13 protein-coding genes are annotated in these 14,386 nt (G+C 72.3%); 5 read left to right on the top strand and 8 right to left on the bottom strand.

The window, feature by feature from the left end:
• Positions 1–5 precede the first annotated feature (5 nt).
• The 4 genes from AC1UKG_RS16480 (at position 6) to AC1UKG_RS16465 (ending at position 3,367) form a co-directional block, all read left to right on the top strand.
• Positions 6–1,475 carry a M81 family metallopeptidase gene (locus AC1UKG_RS16480; RefSeq protein ID WP_018815083.1) on the top strand — a complete coding sequence of 490 codons (1,470 nt, stop codon included), beginning with the start codon at positions 6–8 and terminating at the stop codon, positions 1,473–1,475.
• The gene (locus tag AC1UKG_RS16475; protein ID WP_482642438.1) at positions 1,472–2,446 is read left to right on the top strand and encodes an ROK family protein; all 975 of its coding nucleotides are present in this window, start codon (positions 1,472–1,474) and stop codon (positions 2,444–2,446) included. The genes AC1UKG_RS16480 and AC1UKG_RS16475 overlap by 4 nt, the downstream gene beginning before the upstream one ends.
• Positions 2,447–2,683: 237 nt before the next feature.
• Positions 2,684–3,106, top strand: coding sequence for a nucleotidyltransferase domain-containing protein (locus AC1UKG_RS16470; protein ID WP_018745170.1), 423 nt, complete (start codon positions 2,684–2,686; stop codon positions 3,104–3,106).
• 93 nt (positions 3,107–3,199) lie between these two features.
• Positions 3,200–3,367: a hypothetical protein gene (locus AC1UKG_RS16465; RefSeq protein ID WP_482642439.1), complete on the top strand. Its 168-nt coding sequence runs from the start codon at positions 3,200–3,202 to the stop codon at positions 3,365–3,367.
• A 93-nt stretch (positions 3,368–3,460) separates the two neighbouring features.
• Here AC1UKG_RS16465 and AC1UKG_RS16460 read toward each other — a convergent pair whose 3' ends face one another.
• From AC1UKG_RS16460 to AC1UKG_RS16425, 8 genes are all read right to left on the bottom strand, one after another.
• Entirely contained in the window at positions 3,461–4,624 is a 1,164-nt protein-coding gene (locus AC1UKG_RS16460) for an acyl-CoA dehydrogenase family protein (protein ID WP_018745172.1), read from the bottom strand.
• Positions 4,621–6,615, bottom strand: coding sequence for an ATP-binding protein (locus AC1UKG_RS16455; protein WP_018815086.1), 1,995 nt, complete (start codon positions 6,613–6,615; stop codon positions 4,621–4,623). The genes AC1UKG_RS16460 and AC1UKG_RS16455 overlap by 4 nt, the downstream gene beginning before the upstream one ends.
• Before the next feature lie 59 nt (positions 6,616–6,674).
• On the bottom strand, positions 6,675–8,276 hold the full coding sequence (locus AC1UKG_RS16450; protein WP_018745174.1) for an acyl-CoA carboxylase subunit beta: 1,602 nt from the start codon (positions 8,274–8,276) through the stop codon (positions 6,675–6,677).
• The gene (locus AC1UKG_RS16445) at positions 8,273–9,445 is read right to left on the bottom strand and encodes an acyl-CoA dehydrogenase family protein (RefSeq protein ID WP_482642440.1); all 1,173 of its coding nucleotides are present in this window, start codon (positions 9,443–9,445) and stop codon (positions 8,273–8,275) included. The genes AC1UKG_RS16450 and AC1UKG_RS16445 overlap by 4 nt, the downstream gene beginning before the upstream one ends.
• The gene (locus AC1UKG_RS16440) at positions 9,442–11,154 is read right to left on the bottom strand and encodes an acyclic terpene utilization AtuA family protein (protein ID WP_482642441.1); all 1,713 of its coding nucleotides are present in this window, start codon (positions 11,152–11,154) and stop codon (positions 9,442–9,444) included. The genes AC1UKG_RS16445 and AC1UKG_RS16440 overlap by 4 nt, the downstream gene beginning before the upstream one ends.
• A complete protein-coding gene (locus AC1UKG_RS16435; RefSeq protein WP_018745177.1) occupies positions 11,151–11,960 on the bottom strand; it encodes a TIGR03084 family metal-binding protein in 810 nt (269 codons plus the stop codon). The genes AC1UKG_RS16440 and AC1UKG_RS16435 overlap by 4 nt, the downstream gene beginning before the upstream one ends.
• Before the next feature lie 36 nt (positions 11,961–11,996).
• Positions 11,997–12,602 carry a TetR/AcrR family transcriptional regulator gene (locus tag AC1UKG_RS16430; protein ID WP_018745178.1) on the bottom strand — a complete coding sequence of 202 codons (606 nt, stop codon included), beginning with the start codon at positions 12,600–12,602 and terminating at the stop codon, positions 11,997–11,999.
• Positions 12,603–12,744: 142 nt separating this feature from the next.
• A complete protein-coding gene (locus tag AC1UKG_RS16425; protein WP_018222205.1) occupies positions 12,745–13,422 on the bottom strand; it encodes a Crp/Fnr family transcriptional regulator in 678 nt (225 codons plus the stop codon).
• Between the two features lie 216 nt (positions 13,423–13,638).
• Here AC1UKG_RS16425 and AC1UKG_RS16420 point away from each other — a divergent pair, with 216 nt between their 5' ends.
• Positions 13,639–14,337, top strand: a complete 699-nt coding sequence (locus tag AC1UKG_RS16420) for an adenosylcobinamide amidohydrolase (protein WP_482642442.1) — start codon at positions 13,639–13,641, stop codon at positions 14,335–14,337.
• Positions 14,338–14,386 lie beyond the last annotated feature (49 nt).

Below are 14,386 nucleotides of genomic sequence, written 5' to 3'. Positions count from 1 at the left end.
GACCCGTGCCTCGTCCCCTTCGTGTCGCCATCGGCGGCATCCACATCGAGTCCAGTACATTCTCCCCGCACCTGAGCACCGCCGACGACTTCGAGGTGACCCGGGAGGCGGCGCTGCTGTCGCGGTACGGCTGGCTCTCGCCCCCGCAGCCGTGGGCCGCCGACGTCGAGTGGGTCCCACTCGTGCACGCCCGGGCCCTGCCCGGCGGTGTGGTGGACGCCGCAGCGTACGAGGAATGGGCCGCGGAGATCATGGCGAAGCTCGCCGCGGCCGGGCCGGTGGACGGCATGCTGCTGGACATCCACGGTGCGATGAGCGTGACTGGCCGCTCCGATGCGGAGGGTGACCTGGTCACCGCCATCCGGTCGGTGATCGGGCCCGAGCCGTACCTCTCGGCGGCGATGGACCTGCACGGCAACGTCTCCTCGGTGCTGTTCGACGCCTGTGACCTGCTCACCTGCTACCGCACCGCCCCGCACGTCGACGTGTGGGAGACCCGGGAGCGGGCCGCGCGCAACCTCGTCGCGGCGCTGCGCCGCCAGCAGCGTCCGCACAAGGCACTGGTCCATGTGCCGATCCTGCTACCTGGCGAGATGACCAGCACCCGGGAGGAACCCGCCCGGGGACTCTACGCGCGGATCCCCGAGATCGAGGCCCGAGAAGGCGTGATCGACGCGGCGATCTGGGTCGGGTTCGCCTGGGCCGACCAGCCACGCTGCCAGGGCGCGGTCGTCGTCACCGGCACCGACGCCACCGTCGCCGCCGCGGCCGCCCGCGAGCTGGGCGGGCACTTCTGGGCGGACCGCGACGAGTTCACCTTCGTCGCCCCCACCGGCGCGATGGACGAGTGCCTCGACACCGCCCTGGCCGCCGTCGCCGATCGGGCGAAACGGCCGTTCTTCATCAGTGACTCCGGGGACAACCCGGGCGCCGGCGGTGCCGACGATGTCACCTTCGCTCTCGACCGGATGCTGGCCCGCCCCGAGTTGCGCGACGGCTCCCGGCGGGCCGTGTTCGCCTCACTGGTCGACCCACAGGCGGTGGCGCTGGTCGCCGACCAACCGGTCGGCTCTCCGGTCCGGGTTACGGTCGGCGGACTGATCGACTCCCGACCGCCGGGCCCGCTGGAACTCGACGGGACCCTGGAGGCGGTCGCCGACGACCCCGACGGCGGGCGCTGCGTCAGCGTACGGGTCGGCGGGCTCAGCGTCTTCGTCACGTCCCGCCGGATGCAGTACCGGCTGTTGGCGTCGTACGCCCGGCTGGGGGTCCGGGTCGACGAGGTGGACGTGGTCGTGGTGAAGATCGGTTACCTGGAGCCGGAACTCTTCGCGGCGTCCGGTGACTGGCTGCTCGCCCTGACCCCGGGCGGTGTCGACCAGGACCTCGCGCGGCTGCCGTACCAGAACGTGGAGCGGCCCATGTTTCCCCTGGACCGTGACTTCGACCCGGACCTCGCCGTGGTGCTCGGGTGAGCGGCGTGACCCAGCCCGAGGGCCACTGCGTCCTCGCCGTCGATGTCGGCGGGACGACCATCAAGGCGGCCGTGGTCGGCGAGGACGGCCGCTTCCTGAGCTCACTGACCGCGCCGTCGCAGGCGGACGACGACCCCGTCCTGGCGATTCGGTCCCTGTGCCACCAACTGCGCGAGCACGCCCTCTCCCTCGGCAGTGAGCCCGCCGCGATCGGCGTGGTGACGCCCGGCCTCGTGGACGAGCGGGACGGAGTGGTGCGGTACGCGGCCAACCTCCGCCTCCGTGACGTGCCACTGCGCGACCTCATCAGCGGCGACCTCGGACTGCCCGTGGCGATCGGACACGACGCCCGGGCAGCCGGCGTCGCGGAGGCCACGGCGGGCGTGGCCGTCGGGTTGGACAACTTCCTGCTGCTGCCGCTGGGTACCGGCATCGCCGCGGCGGTGGTGGTGGACGGCGTCCCGCTGGCCGGCGCAACCCGGGCGTCCGGAGAGGTCGGCCACATGCCGGTCTACCCGGGCGGGGAGCCGTGCAGTTGCGGGCAGCGGGGGTGCCTGGAGGTGTACGCCTCGGCCGGTGGGATGGCCCGTCGCTATGCCCGGCGCGTCGGCGGGTCGGGGTGGGACAGCCAGGCCATCGCCGACGCGGTGGCCACCGATCCGGATGCCCGCGCCGTCTGGGACGACGCGACCCGGGCGTTGGGGATCGCCCTGGCCACCCTCACCCTGGCGCTCGACCCGGCCCGGGTCGTATTGGGAGGTGGGCTGGCCGAGGCGGGCGCGTTCCTGCTCGACCCGGTGCGCGAGGCGATGCGCGACGCCCTCGCCTGGCGCACCCCGCCCCCGGTGCTGCGCTCCGCCTTCGGCACCCAGGCAGCACAGGTCGGTGCCGCCGTCTTGGCACGGCGAATGGCCGGACTGTCCGTTCCCGACGGCTGGGGCGCACCCGATCTCGTACCGCCTGCCGGATGAGAGGGTCGCCACGCACCCGCCCTTGCGCCGGCATCGCCCAGTCTGGTGTTGGCGGCGTTGGCGGCGGGTCTGCCGGTGCGGCGGAGAACTTCCGTGCCGTGCCCGACACCGAACTCCGATCAATCACGGCCACCGGCCAGCGGAGGGGGCGTAGTGGGCGACGGGCCGGAGCGGACGGGTGCACCTGCCGGTGCGCTGCACCGACCTTCGATCGGTTGGTGTGTCAGAGTCGATCCCGTGGTGACTCCAGCGCGCTTTCGGGAGGTTCGTTCGGTTCTCGACGTGGTCGTCGGGTGGGCGGCTGAGTGCGAAGACGTACGCGGGGTGGTGGTGGTCGGCTCGTGGGCGCGCGGGGCCGCGCGGATGGACTCCGATGTCGACATTGTGGTCCTGACGGACCAGGTCCGCTATTCCGTGGCGGGAGTGTGGACGGGGCTGCTCGGCGGCGAGGTGCGCCGATCGGCCGAGTGGGGCCCGCTCCGGGAGGTCCGCCTGCGACGTCCGTCGGGGTTGGTGGTGGAGATCGGCGTCGCGCCGGTGAGCTGGGCCGACACGGACCCGGTTGACGCGGGTACCCGCCGGGTCATCTGCGACGGGCACCGCATTGTGCACGATCCGGCCGGTGTGTTGGCACGGCTGTCGGTCGCGTCCGGGAGCTGAGTGGCGGCACCCCGGTCCAGAAGCGCACCCCTCGGTGGCGAGCAGCCACCACGCCAGACCCACTGCCAGCTGTTCGCCCAGGTGTAGGCCTCGGTGACGGTGGCTTTCGGTCATCACAGTGGTGGCCCGCTCTTCGCCGGCAACACCACACTCGGCATGACCTCCGGTGGCATCCTGCTGTGTCTGTTCCCGACCGACAGCTGGTCCTACTACCAGCCGATCGGAGAGGTGCTGGACGAGTACGGCGTGGAGTTCTACTGATCGGTGGAGCGGGCCGCCAGGTGTCCTGGCGGCCCGCTTCCCGCATCGCCTACGGTCGCGGGACGGACCCGGTCGCCGGAGTGCGCTCCCAGGTCAGTAGGACTTCTCCTGGCCGAGGACGTGCTGGGCCACGAAGTTCAGGATCATCTCCCGGGTGACCGGGGCGATCCGCCCGGCCCGGGAAGCCCCGAGCAACGTCGCCACCCCGTACTCGGTGGTCATGCCGGCCCCGCCGTGGGCCTGGATCGCCGTGTCCACGGCCAGCGCCGCCGCGTCCCCCGAGGCGTACTTGGCCATGTTGCCGGCGACCCCCGCCTCCAGGTCCCGCCCGGCGTCGTAGAGCACCGCCGCCTTCTGGACCATCAGCCGGGCCAACTCCACCTGCACCGCCGCGTGCGCCAGGGGATGCGACACCCCCTGGTGGGAGCCGATCGACCGCCCACCCCACACTTTCCGGGTCGCCGTGTACTCCGACGCGCGTTCGAGCGCGTACCGGCCGGAGCCGACACTCATCGCGCCGATCGTGATCCGCTCCGGGTTCAGCCCGGCGAAGAGCGCCGGCAGGCCGGCGTCCAGGGACTCGCCGACCAATGCCTCCGCCGGCACCCGAACGTCGTCGAGGTAGAGCAGGAACTGGTCCTCCGGGGAGAGGATCTCCATGTCCAGCTTGGAGTAGGTCAAGCCCGCCGCATCCGTCGGTACGAGGAACAGCGCCGGCTTCAGTTTGCCGGTCGTGGCGTCCTCGGACCGCGCCACCACCAGTATGTGCCCCGCCTGGTCGACGCCGGAGATGTAGCACTTGCGGCCGGAGATCAACCAGTCGTCGCCGTCCCGGCGGGCCACGGTGCCGAGCCGGTGGAAGTTCGACCCGGCCTCCGGCTCGGTGATCGCGAAGGCGATCCGCTGGGAGCCGTCGGCGATGCCGGGAAGGTGGCGTTTGCGCTGTTCCTCGGTGCCGTGCCGCGTGATGATCGTCGCGACGATGGCGGGAGAGACCACCAGCAGCAGCAGCGGGCAACCGGAGGCGGCCAACTCCTCGCAGACGATGGCGAGTTCGGTGATGCCGCCGCCCCCACCGCCGTACTCGGTCGGGATGTTCACGCCGAGGTAGCCCAACCCGCCGGCTTCGTTCCACAGTTCGGTGGTGCGTTCGCCGGCCTTGGCCTTCTCGACGAAGTACCGGTGGCCGTACTGCTTGCCCAGCGCCCGTACGGCGTCGCGGAGCTGCTCCTGCTCGGGGGTGGGGTCGAAGTTCATGACTGTGCCTCCTCGTCGGGGTTGACCACGGCCAGTACGGCGCCGGTCTCGACCTGGCCGCCGGTGGACACCGGTAGCTCGGCGACGACGCCGTCCGTGGGGGCGAGCACGGGGTGTTCCAGCTTCATCGCTTCCAGGGTCAGCAGCAGGTCACCGGCGGCGACCCGCTGGCCGAGCTCGACCTGCACCCGGGTCACCGTCCCGGGCAGCGGCGCGAGCAGCGACCCGGCCGCCAGCTCCGCGCCGGGTAGCGGGAAGCGGGGCAGCTCGGTCAGGCTCACCGCCCCGTCCGGGCCGTCCACGAAGACCTCCGCGCCCACCCGGTGTACGCGGTAGGTCCGGCGTACCCCGGCGACCTCCAGTACCACCCGGTCCGGCTGCGCCTCGACCAGGGCGAGGGCCGGCGCTGCGTCCGCAGCGGCGCCGCCGTCCACCGTCCACTCGACGAGCGCGCCGTGGCGGTCCAGGCGGTAGCGCACCTCGACCTCGTCGCCGTCGGCGCTGGTGTAGCGGGTGACCTGCGCGAAGGCGGGCACGTTCCGCCAACCGGAGGGGAGCCCGGCCAACACCGGGGCGGCGGCCCGGCGGTCGGCGGCCGAGGCGAGCGCCGCCGCCACCGCGACCACGGGCAGTTCCCCGGCGGAGACCAGCGGCGCGAGCACCTCGGGATGTCGGTCCAGGAAGCCGGTGTCGAGGTCGACGGCGGTGAACTCCGGGCTGCGCAGGATGCGGACCAGCTGATCCCGATTGGTGGCGACCCCGTGCAGCTCGGCCCGGGCCAGCGCGCCGGCCAGCGCGCGGGCGGCCTCGCCCCGGGTGGGTGCCCAGGCCATCACCTTCGCGAGCATCGAGTCGTAGTGGACGCCCACCACCGAGCCGTCCGTGACGCCGGAGTCCAGCCGCAGTCCGGTCCCGGTCACCGGCCCGAACTCGGCCGACACCCCGGGGACCGTGAACCGGTGCAGGGTGCCCGTCGCTGGCCGGTACCCGTGGGCGGGTTCCTCAGCGCAGAGGCGTACCTCGATCGCGTGCCCGGTGGCCGGTGGGGTCGTGTCGATCGGCAGCGGGTTGCCCTCGGCGACGAGGAGCTGCAGGCGGACCAGGTCCAGGCCGGTCGTCAGCTCGGTCACCGGATGCTCCACCTGCAGGCGGGTGTTCATCTCCAGGAAGTAGATCTCCCCGTCCGAGGCGAGCAGGAACTCGACGGTACCCGCACCGAGGTAGTCGACCGCCCGGCCGGCGGCCACCGCCGCCGCGTGGAGCCGCTGGCGTACCTCGGGCGCGAGCACGCCCGGCGCCTCCTCGACGATCTTCTGATGTCGGCGTTGGATCGAGCAGTCCCGCGCCCCCAGGGCCACCACCGTCCCGTACTGGTCGCCCAGGATCTGTACCTCGACGTGCCGGCCACGTTCGACGTACCGCTCGATGAAGACGGTGCCGTCGCCGAACGCGGAGGCCGCCTCGCGGCGGGCGCTGGCGATGGCGTCGGCGAGACCGTCGGCGGCGTGGACCACCCGCATGCCCCGCCCACCACCTCCGGCGGCGGCCTTCACCAGCACCGGGAAGCCGTTGACCTGGTCGGCGTCGGTCCAGCTGGGCAGCATGGGGACGCCGGCCTCGGCGAGCAGCGTCTTCGCCGCCAGTTTGTCCCCCATCGCGGCGATCGCCTTGGCCGGTGGCCCGACCCAGGCCAGCCCGGCGTCGGTGACCGCCGTGGCGAACTCGGCGTTCTCGGCGAGGAAGCCGTAACCCGGATGGACCGCGTCGGCGCCGGCCCGCCGGGCCGCGGCCAGGACGAGGTCGATTCGCAGGTACGTCTCGGCGGGCGTGTTCCCGGGCAGCCGGACGGCGTGGTCGGCCTCGGCGACGAAGGGCGCGTCGGCGTCCGCGTCGGAGTGCACGGCGACCGTTTCGATCCCGAGTGCCCGGCAGGTGGTGAAGATCCGGCGGGCGATCTCGCCCCGGTTGGCGACCAGAAGTCTGCTGATCATCCGCGCTGCGTCTCCTTCGTTCGCGACTACGGACCCGGCCTGACTGTGCGGTGTGGCTGTCACATTCGGAAGACGCCGAAGCCTTCGGCGCCCCGCACCGGTGCGGTGTGGATCGCCGACAGGCAGAGCCCGAGGACGGTACGGGTATCCCGCGGGTCGATGACGCCGTCGTCGTAGAGCCGACCGGAGAGGAAGAGCGCCCCGGACTGAGACTCGATCTGCTGCTCGACCATCGTCCGCATGGCGGCGTCGGAATCCTCGTCGTAATCCCGGCCCCTCGCGGCGGCGGCCTGCCGGGCGACGATGGAGAGCACCCCGGCGAGCTGGGCCGGGCCCATCACCGCCGACTTCGCGTTTGGCCAGGTGAACAGGAACCTCGGCTCGTACGCCCGGCCGCACATGCCGTAGTTGCCGGCGCCGTAGGAGGCACCGAGATTCACCGTCAGGTGCGGCACCGTCGAGTTCGACACCGCGTTGATCATGAGGGCGCCGTGTTTGATGATGCCGCGCTGTTCGTACTCGGTGCCGACCATGTAGCCGGTGGTGTTCTGGAGGAAGATCAACGGGGTGTCGGCGGCGTTGGCGAGCTGGATGAACTGGGCCGCCTTCTGCGCCTCTGCGTTGAACAGCACCCCGCGGGCGTTGGCGAGCACCCCGACCGGGTAGCCGTGCAGCTCGCCCCAGCCGGTGACCAGCGCGGTGCCGTAGGTCGGCTTGAACTCGTCGAACTCGCTGCCGTCCAGCACCCGGGCGATGATCTCGCGTGGGTCGAACGGCACCTTCAGGTCGGCGCTGGCGATGCCGAGCAGCTCCTCCGGGTCGTACCGGGGTGGCTGGGGCGTGGCCGTCCGGGGTGCAGGCCCCGCTTTGCGCCAGTTGAGCCGACGTACGCACTGCCGGGCCAGGCGGATGCCGTCGCGCTCGTCCTCGGCCAGGTAGTCGGCCAGCCCGGAGGTGGTGGCGTGCATGGCCGCACCGCCCAGCGACTCGTCGTCGGCGTCCTCGCCGGTGGCCATCTTCACCAGCGGTGGACCGGCCAGGTAGACCTGCGACCGGTCCCGGATCATGATCACGTGATCGGACATTCCCGGCACGTAGGCGCCGCCGGCCGTGGCGTTGCCGAAGACCACGCTGACCGTGGGGATCCGCTCCGCCGAGAGCCGGGTCAGGTCGCGGAACACCCGCCCGCCCGGGATGAAGATCTCCGCCTGGGTGGGGAGGTCCGCCCCGGCCGACTCGACCAGGTTGATCATTGGTAGTCGGTTGGCCAGGGCGATCTCCCCGGCCCGTCGGCTCTTCGCCAGCGACCACGGATTGACCGCGCCGCCGCGTACCGTCGGATCACTGGCAATGATCATGCACTCGACGCCCTCGACCGGGCCGATGCCGGTGACCACACTGGCGCCCACCGGGAAGTCCGTGCCGTACGCGGCGACCGGTGACAGCTCCAGGAACGGGCAGTCCCGATCGAGTAGCAGCTCGATGCGCTCCCGGGCCAGCAGTTTGCCGCGCTTGTGCTGCCGGGCGCGGTACTTCTCGCCGCCACCGTCGCGCGCCTGGTCCAGCGCGGAGTCCAGTTCGGTCAACCGGGCCAGCAGCGCCTCCCGGTTCTCCCGGAAGGTCGCCGCAGCCGGATCGATCACGCTGTCGAGTGTGGTCACAGCCCCATGCCCTTCGCGATGATCTCGTTCATGATCTCGGTGGCACCGCCGCCGATGCTGAGGATGCGCTGATCGCGGTAGTGCCGTTCCACCTCGGAGTCGCGCAGGTAGCCGAAGCCGCCGTGCAGCTGCAACGCCGCGTCGACCACCTCCGCGCAGGCGGCGACGGCGGTGTTCTTGGCCATCGCCACCTCGGTCATCACCATCTCCCCGGCCGCGACCCGGGCCGCCACGTCGAGCACGTGGGCGCGGGCTGACTCGGCGCGGGTGTGCATCTCGGCCAGCCGGTGCCGGACGAGTTGCCGGCTCGCCAGCGGGCGGCCGAAGGTCTCCCGGTCCCGGCACCAGTCCAGGGTCAGCTCCACGCAGCGCTGCGCCGTCGCGTACGCCTGCGTGGCCAGGGAGACCCGCTCGGCGGCGAAGTTCTGCATGATGGCGAGGAAGCCGGTGTTCTCCGCGCCGACCAGATTCGTCACCGGCACCCGGACATCGGCGAAGGAGAGCTCGGCGGTGTCCGAGCAGTGCCAGCCGAGCTTCTCCATCCGGCGGCCGACGGTGAAGCCCGGCGTGCCCTTCTCGATCACCAGTAGGGAGACGCCCTCCGCGCCCGGCCCGCCGGTGCGTACCGCGGTGGTTACGAAGTCGGCCCGGTGCCCGCTGGTGATGTACGCCTTGGCCCCGTTCACCAGGTAGTGGTCACCGTCTCGGCGGGCCGTCGTGCGCAGCCCGGCCACGTCCGAGCCGCCCCCCGGCTCGGTGACCGCCAGCGCGCCGATCATCGACCCGGCGAGGGTCGGTCGAACGAAGCGCGCGATCAGGTCGGTGCCGTCGTCCGACGCGGTTCCCGCCCCGGCGTAGTCGCTCGCGGCCACCAGGTGCGGCAGGGCGATGCCGTGCGTGAAGAGCGCTGCCACCAGCCCGGAGGAGCCGCCGGACCGGATGATCTCCTCGGTGACGACGACCGAGTCGAGCAGGTCGCCGCCGCTGCCACCGACCTCCTCGGGGAAGCCGATGCCGAGCAGACCGATCTTGGCGGCGGTGGCGTGTAGCTCTCGGGGGACCTCGCCGGCCCGCTCCCAGTCATCGAAGTGTGGTAGCACCTCTTTGTCCATGAACGCCCGGGTCAGCTCGCGGAGCTGCCGACGTTCCGGGGTGTCGAGGATCGTCATGGTGCCTCCTCCGGGATCAACTCGGCCGGAACCTGAACCATGCGGGAGCGGAGCAGCTCCCCCAGCGCCTTCGCCTGCGGATCGAAGCGGGTCGTGGCCGCCACCCCCGACCCGAGCAGTCCTCGGATCATGAAGTTGACCGCCCGCAGGTTCGGCAACTCGTACCGCTCGACGGTCAGCGGGGCGGTCTCCGGCAGCAACTCGGCGAGGCGCTCCACGGTCAGCCACCCCCGCAGCCACTCCCAGCTCGCGTCGGTTCGCGCCCAGACCCCCAGGTTGGCGTCGCCCCCCTTGTCCCCGGACCGCGCCCCCACCAGCTCCCCGAGGGGCCGGCGTCGGGTTGGGTACGCGGCGGGACCCTCGCTCGGCACCGGCGTCCCGGGCGAGGGCGGGGTCGGCTGCGTCCGCGGCGGCGGGGGAATCGGTACGCGGGTGCCATCGGGCAGGACAGCCACGTGCTCGACGTCGTCCTGCGCGACCGTTTCGGCGGTGAAGACCCCGTACGGTGTCGCGTCGCCGGGCAGCGTGGTCAGGGTGCATCCCGGGTACGAGGCCAGGGCCAGCTCCACCGCCGCGGACGAGAAGGCCCGGCCGGCCCGCGCCTTGTCCCCGTCCCGGAGGTGGACGTGGAGCAGGGCGCTCGCCGCCTCGGTGTCCGCGGTGTCGGGGTGATCGGTGCGGGCGAGGACGAACTCCAGCCCCTCCTTGCCGACCGTCTCCTCGAGTTGCCCGCGGACCAGGGCCGCCTTCGCCGGGATGTCCAGCCCGCAGAGTACGAAGGTCATCGAGTTACGGAAGCCGCCGAGGTTGTTGACGCCGACCTTCAGCGTCTCCGGTGGTGGCGTCCCCCGAACCCCGGATACCCGAACCCGGTCCGGCCCGTCCTTGGTGAGGCGCACCGAGTCCAGGTGGGTGACGACGTCCGGCCCGAGGTAGGCCGGCGCGCCCACCTCGTACAGGAGCTGGGCGGTGACCGTCTCGATGGTGACCGCGCCCCCGGTGCCCGGGTGCTTCGTGAGCACCGCCGAGCCGTCGGCGTGCAACTCGGCGAGGGGGAAGCCGGGCCGGTGCCCACCGTCTGGCAGCTCGGTGAAGAAGCTGAAGTTGCCGCCGGTCACCTGTGCGCCGCATTCGAGGAGATGTCCGGCGACGGTCGCGCCGGCGAGGGCGTCCAGGTCGTCGTGGTCCCAGCCGAACCGGGCGATCGCCGGCCCGACCACCAGGGAGGCGTCGGTGACCCGTCCGGTGATCACCACGTCGGCGCCGGCGTCGAGTGCGGCGGCGATCCCGAACGCCCCGAGGTACGCGTTCGCGGTCAGCGCGTTCGGCCGGGAGAGGGAGTCGCCCTCGACGTGCCCGACCCTGAGGTCGAGCCCGAGCCGGTGGGCGAGGGAGCGGACGGCGGTGGCCAGCCCGGCGGGGTTCAGCCCGCCGGCGTTGGTGACGATCCGGACGCCGCGTTCCCGCGCGGTGCCGAGGGTCCCCTCGAGTTGCCGCAGGAAGGTCCGCGCGTAGCCGAGGTCGGGGTCCCGCATCCGGTCTTTACCCAGAATGAGCATGGTCAGCTCGGCGAGGTAGTCCCCGGTGAGCACGTCCAGGTCGCCCCCGGCGAGCATCTCCTGCCAGGCGGAGAAGCGGTCGCCGTAGAAGCCGGAGGCGTTGCCGACCCGCAGCGGGGTGCGCGTGCTGACGGCGGTGCCGGTGCTCACGCCGTCGCCTGCGCTTCTGGCGTCCGGCCTGCGCCGGGTGGGCCGGCGAAGGCCTGGGCCACGTCCAGCCAGGCCTCGGCGACCGGACCGGTCGCGGTGAGGGCGAGATCGGCGCGGTGCCGGCGTTGGGTCACCAGCAGGCAGAAGTCCAGCGCCGGTCCGGTGACCCGGTCGGCGGCGTCCGCGGGACCGTAGGCCCAGGTCGCGCCGGCGGTGTCGGCGCTGGTCGGTGGCGCGGTCAGTTCGATGCGGACCGGTGCGGTCGGCAGCGGGCGACCGTGTGCGGCGAAGGAGTGCGGCAGCGTCCGGAAGCCGAGGTGCGCGATGTGCCGCAGCCGTGCCGTGGCCGGCCGGGTGGTCCCGAGCGCGTCGGCCACGTCCGCGCCGTGTGCCCAGGTTTCCATGATCCGTGCGGTGGCCATCGACGCGGGGGACATTCTGGTGCCGTACCAGGGGAGCTTCTCGCCGGCCGGGGTGGCCGCGAGGGCGCTGGCGAGCGCCGCCCGGCCGGAGCGCCAGCGGGGCAGCAGCTCGGCCGGTGGGGCGAGGAACTCCTCCGCGCCCAGGTCCACCAGCCGGGTCGGGTCGGCTGCGGTGGTGACGAGGGCGTAGAACGCGTCGGCGTCCGTCGCGGCGAGCTGCGCGGCGTGATCGGTCCAGGCCAGGTGCGCGATCTGGTGGCCGATCGTCCAACCGGGTGCGGGCGTGGCGCGGGCCCACTCGGCGGTCGACAGCGGCGCCACGAGCGCGTCCAGGTCGGCTGACTCGGCGGCGAGATCGGTCAGCAGGTCCGTCAGGTTGACCATGGTGCCTCCGGGGGAGTCGGCGGTGGTGCGGACGGGTCAGGGGGCGAGGAGCTCGGTGAGTTGGCGTTTCCAGGCGGTGAGCAATGTGGTGCGCCGGGCGGAGTCGTCATTGAGCAGGTTCGCCACGCCGAGGCCGCGGAGCAGGTCGAGGGTGGCCTGCACCGCCTCCCGCACGCCGGGTTGGCGCTCGTCCACCTCGAGCAGGGCGACGGTCAGTCGGTGCATCTCCCGGCCGAGTCGGGCCTCCAGCGGCACCAGCGCCGCCCGTAGTTCGCGGTCGGTGCGGGCGGCGACCCACAGCTCCAGGGCGGCGATGAAGAGCGGTCCGGTGAAGGCCGCGGCGAGCAGGTCCACCACCCGGTCCAACCGCTGTGGGCCGGCGGGCAGGGCCTTCGCCTCGACGCGCAGCTCCTCCGCGCGCCGCTCGGCGAGATGCGCGACCGCGGCGGTGACCAGGGCCGCCTTGGTGGGGTAGTGGTGCAGTTGGGCGCCCCGGGACACCCCGGCCCGGGTCGCTATGACGGTCGTCGTGGTGCCGGACCAACCATGCTCGACCAGGCATGCCACGGTGGCCTCAAGCAGTCGGGCCTGGGTGGCGCGGCTGCGTTCCTGTTGGGGGACGCGCGTCGATGTTCCGGACACGGCCTCAGCGTGCCGTTCCCAAAACAAACAGTCAAGACTGATTTTTTTTGGACGAGTAAAAACGGCGGCCGGTTCACCGGCCGCCGTTACCGCGGTAGCACCGTCCCCCGTGGATTCCAGATCCACGGGGTGGGCGGGGCGATCAGACGCGGGCGCGACGAGCCAGGCGCTCCGGGTCCAGGATGATGATGCTCTTGCCGTCCAGGCGCAGCCAGCCCCGCGAGGCGAAGTCCGCGAGGGCCTTGTTGACCGTCTCCCGGGAGGCGCCGACGAGCTGGGCGATCTCCTCCTGGGTCAGGTCATGGGTCACCCGCAGCACCCCGCCGTCCCGGGTGCCGAAGCGCCCCGCCAACTGGAGCAGGTTCTTCGCGACCCGACCGGGCACGTCAGTGAAGATCAGGTCGGCCAGTGAGTCGTTGGTGCGGCGCAGCCGACGGGCGAGCACCCGCAGCAACTGCTCAGCGATCTCGGGCCGGTTGTTCAACCAGGGGCGCAGCGCCTGCTTACGGAGCCGCACCAGGCGGGTGTCGGTCACCGCCGTCGCCGTCGCCGTCCGGGGCCCCGGGTCAAAGAGCGACAGCTCGCCGACCATGTCCGACGGGCCCATGACCGCGATCAGGTTCTGTCGCCCGTCGGCCGCCCGACGTCCGACCTTGATCTTGCCGGAGAGGAGGATGTACAGGCTGTCACCGGGCTCGCCCTCGTTGAAGACGACATCGCCCTTGCGGACCTCGATCGTCTCCATCTCCTTGGCCAACGCCTCGGCAGCCTCCGGGTCGACCCCCTGGAAGATCCCACTCCGGGCCAGTACCTCGTCCATCGCGCACCTCCGCCTGCGCGTGCCGTCCGTCGGCGGGTCCGCCGTCCGCTTCTCCCTCGCGCTCGGTCAGTCTAGGCGCACGTGCGCGGATATTCCGAGGTGCACCCCGGGAAACGTGATCGTTGGGCGTAACCTGCCGGCCGTCGTCAACGTTACGGTACCCCGCCGCACCAGGTGAGGTGTGCCGGGCGCAGGAACGGGCCGTAGGGTCGCCCCGTGCTGAACGAACCGTCACTGTGTACCCGTCGCGAGGACGGGCGGGATCTTCCGGTGCTGGTCTGGCGAGCCGAGCGGCCGTTACTCAGCACGAGTTCAGCGGCGCTCGGCGGCGGGCTGGGCGTACGGAGCTGGGTGATCAACGCGACCGTCCCGATGTCGTATGACCGGGACGACCCCGTCTCCCACCTGGCCGAACTGGCCGCGGGGTTCGGCCTCGACGGCCCCGGAGTGGGGCTGCTGACCGGGGTGGACGTCGCGGAGGTGGTGGCCCGAACCGACACCGGAGTACGGGTCTGGGCGACCGTCGGGCTCGGCGTGCCGATCTGGGCCGCTGCCCCACCCGAGGCCGGGCCCGAGCGCGTCCCGGCCGTGGCCGGGCCCGGCGCGGGCGGTCATCCGGTCGGTACCGTCAACACCGTGGTGTACGTGCCGGCCCGGCTGGGTCCCGCCGCGCTGATCAACGCCGTGGCGACCGCCACCGAGGCGAAGGCGCAGGCCATCGCCGAGCTGGGAGTGCCCGGCACCGGCACCCCGACGGACGCGGTCGTTGTCTGCTGCCCGACCGAGGGGCCCGAGGCGCCGTACGGTGGTCCCCGCTCCACCTGGGGCGCACCGCTGGCCCGGGCGGTGCACCGGGCGGTCCTGGCTGGGGGCACCCGCCCGGTGGTGCCGTGGTCGCAGCGGCCGTCCGGTTGAGTGATCTCGCCAGATCAGGCTCGTCGGCGGGGCACGGGCCCGGTAAGGT

The sequence above is a fragment of the Salinispora sp. CH2A1_6 genome (assembly GCF_056820975.1).
This window is presented reverse-complemented; position numbering and strand designations above follow the sequence as displayed.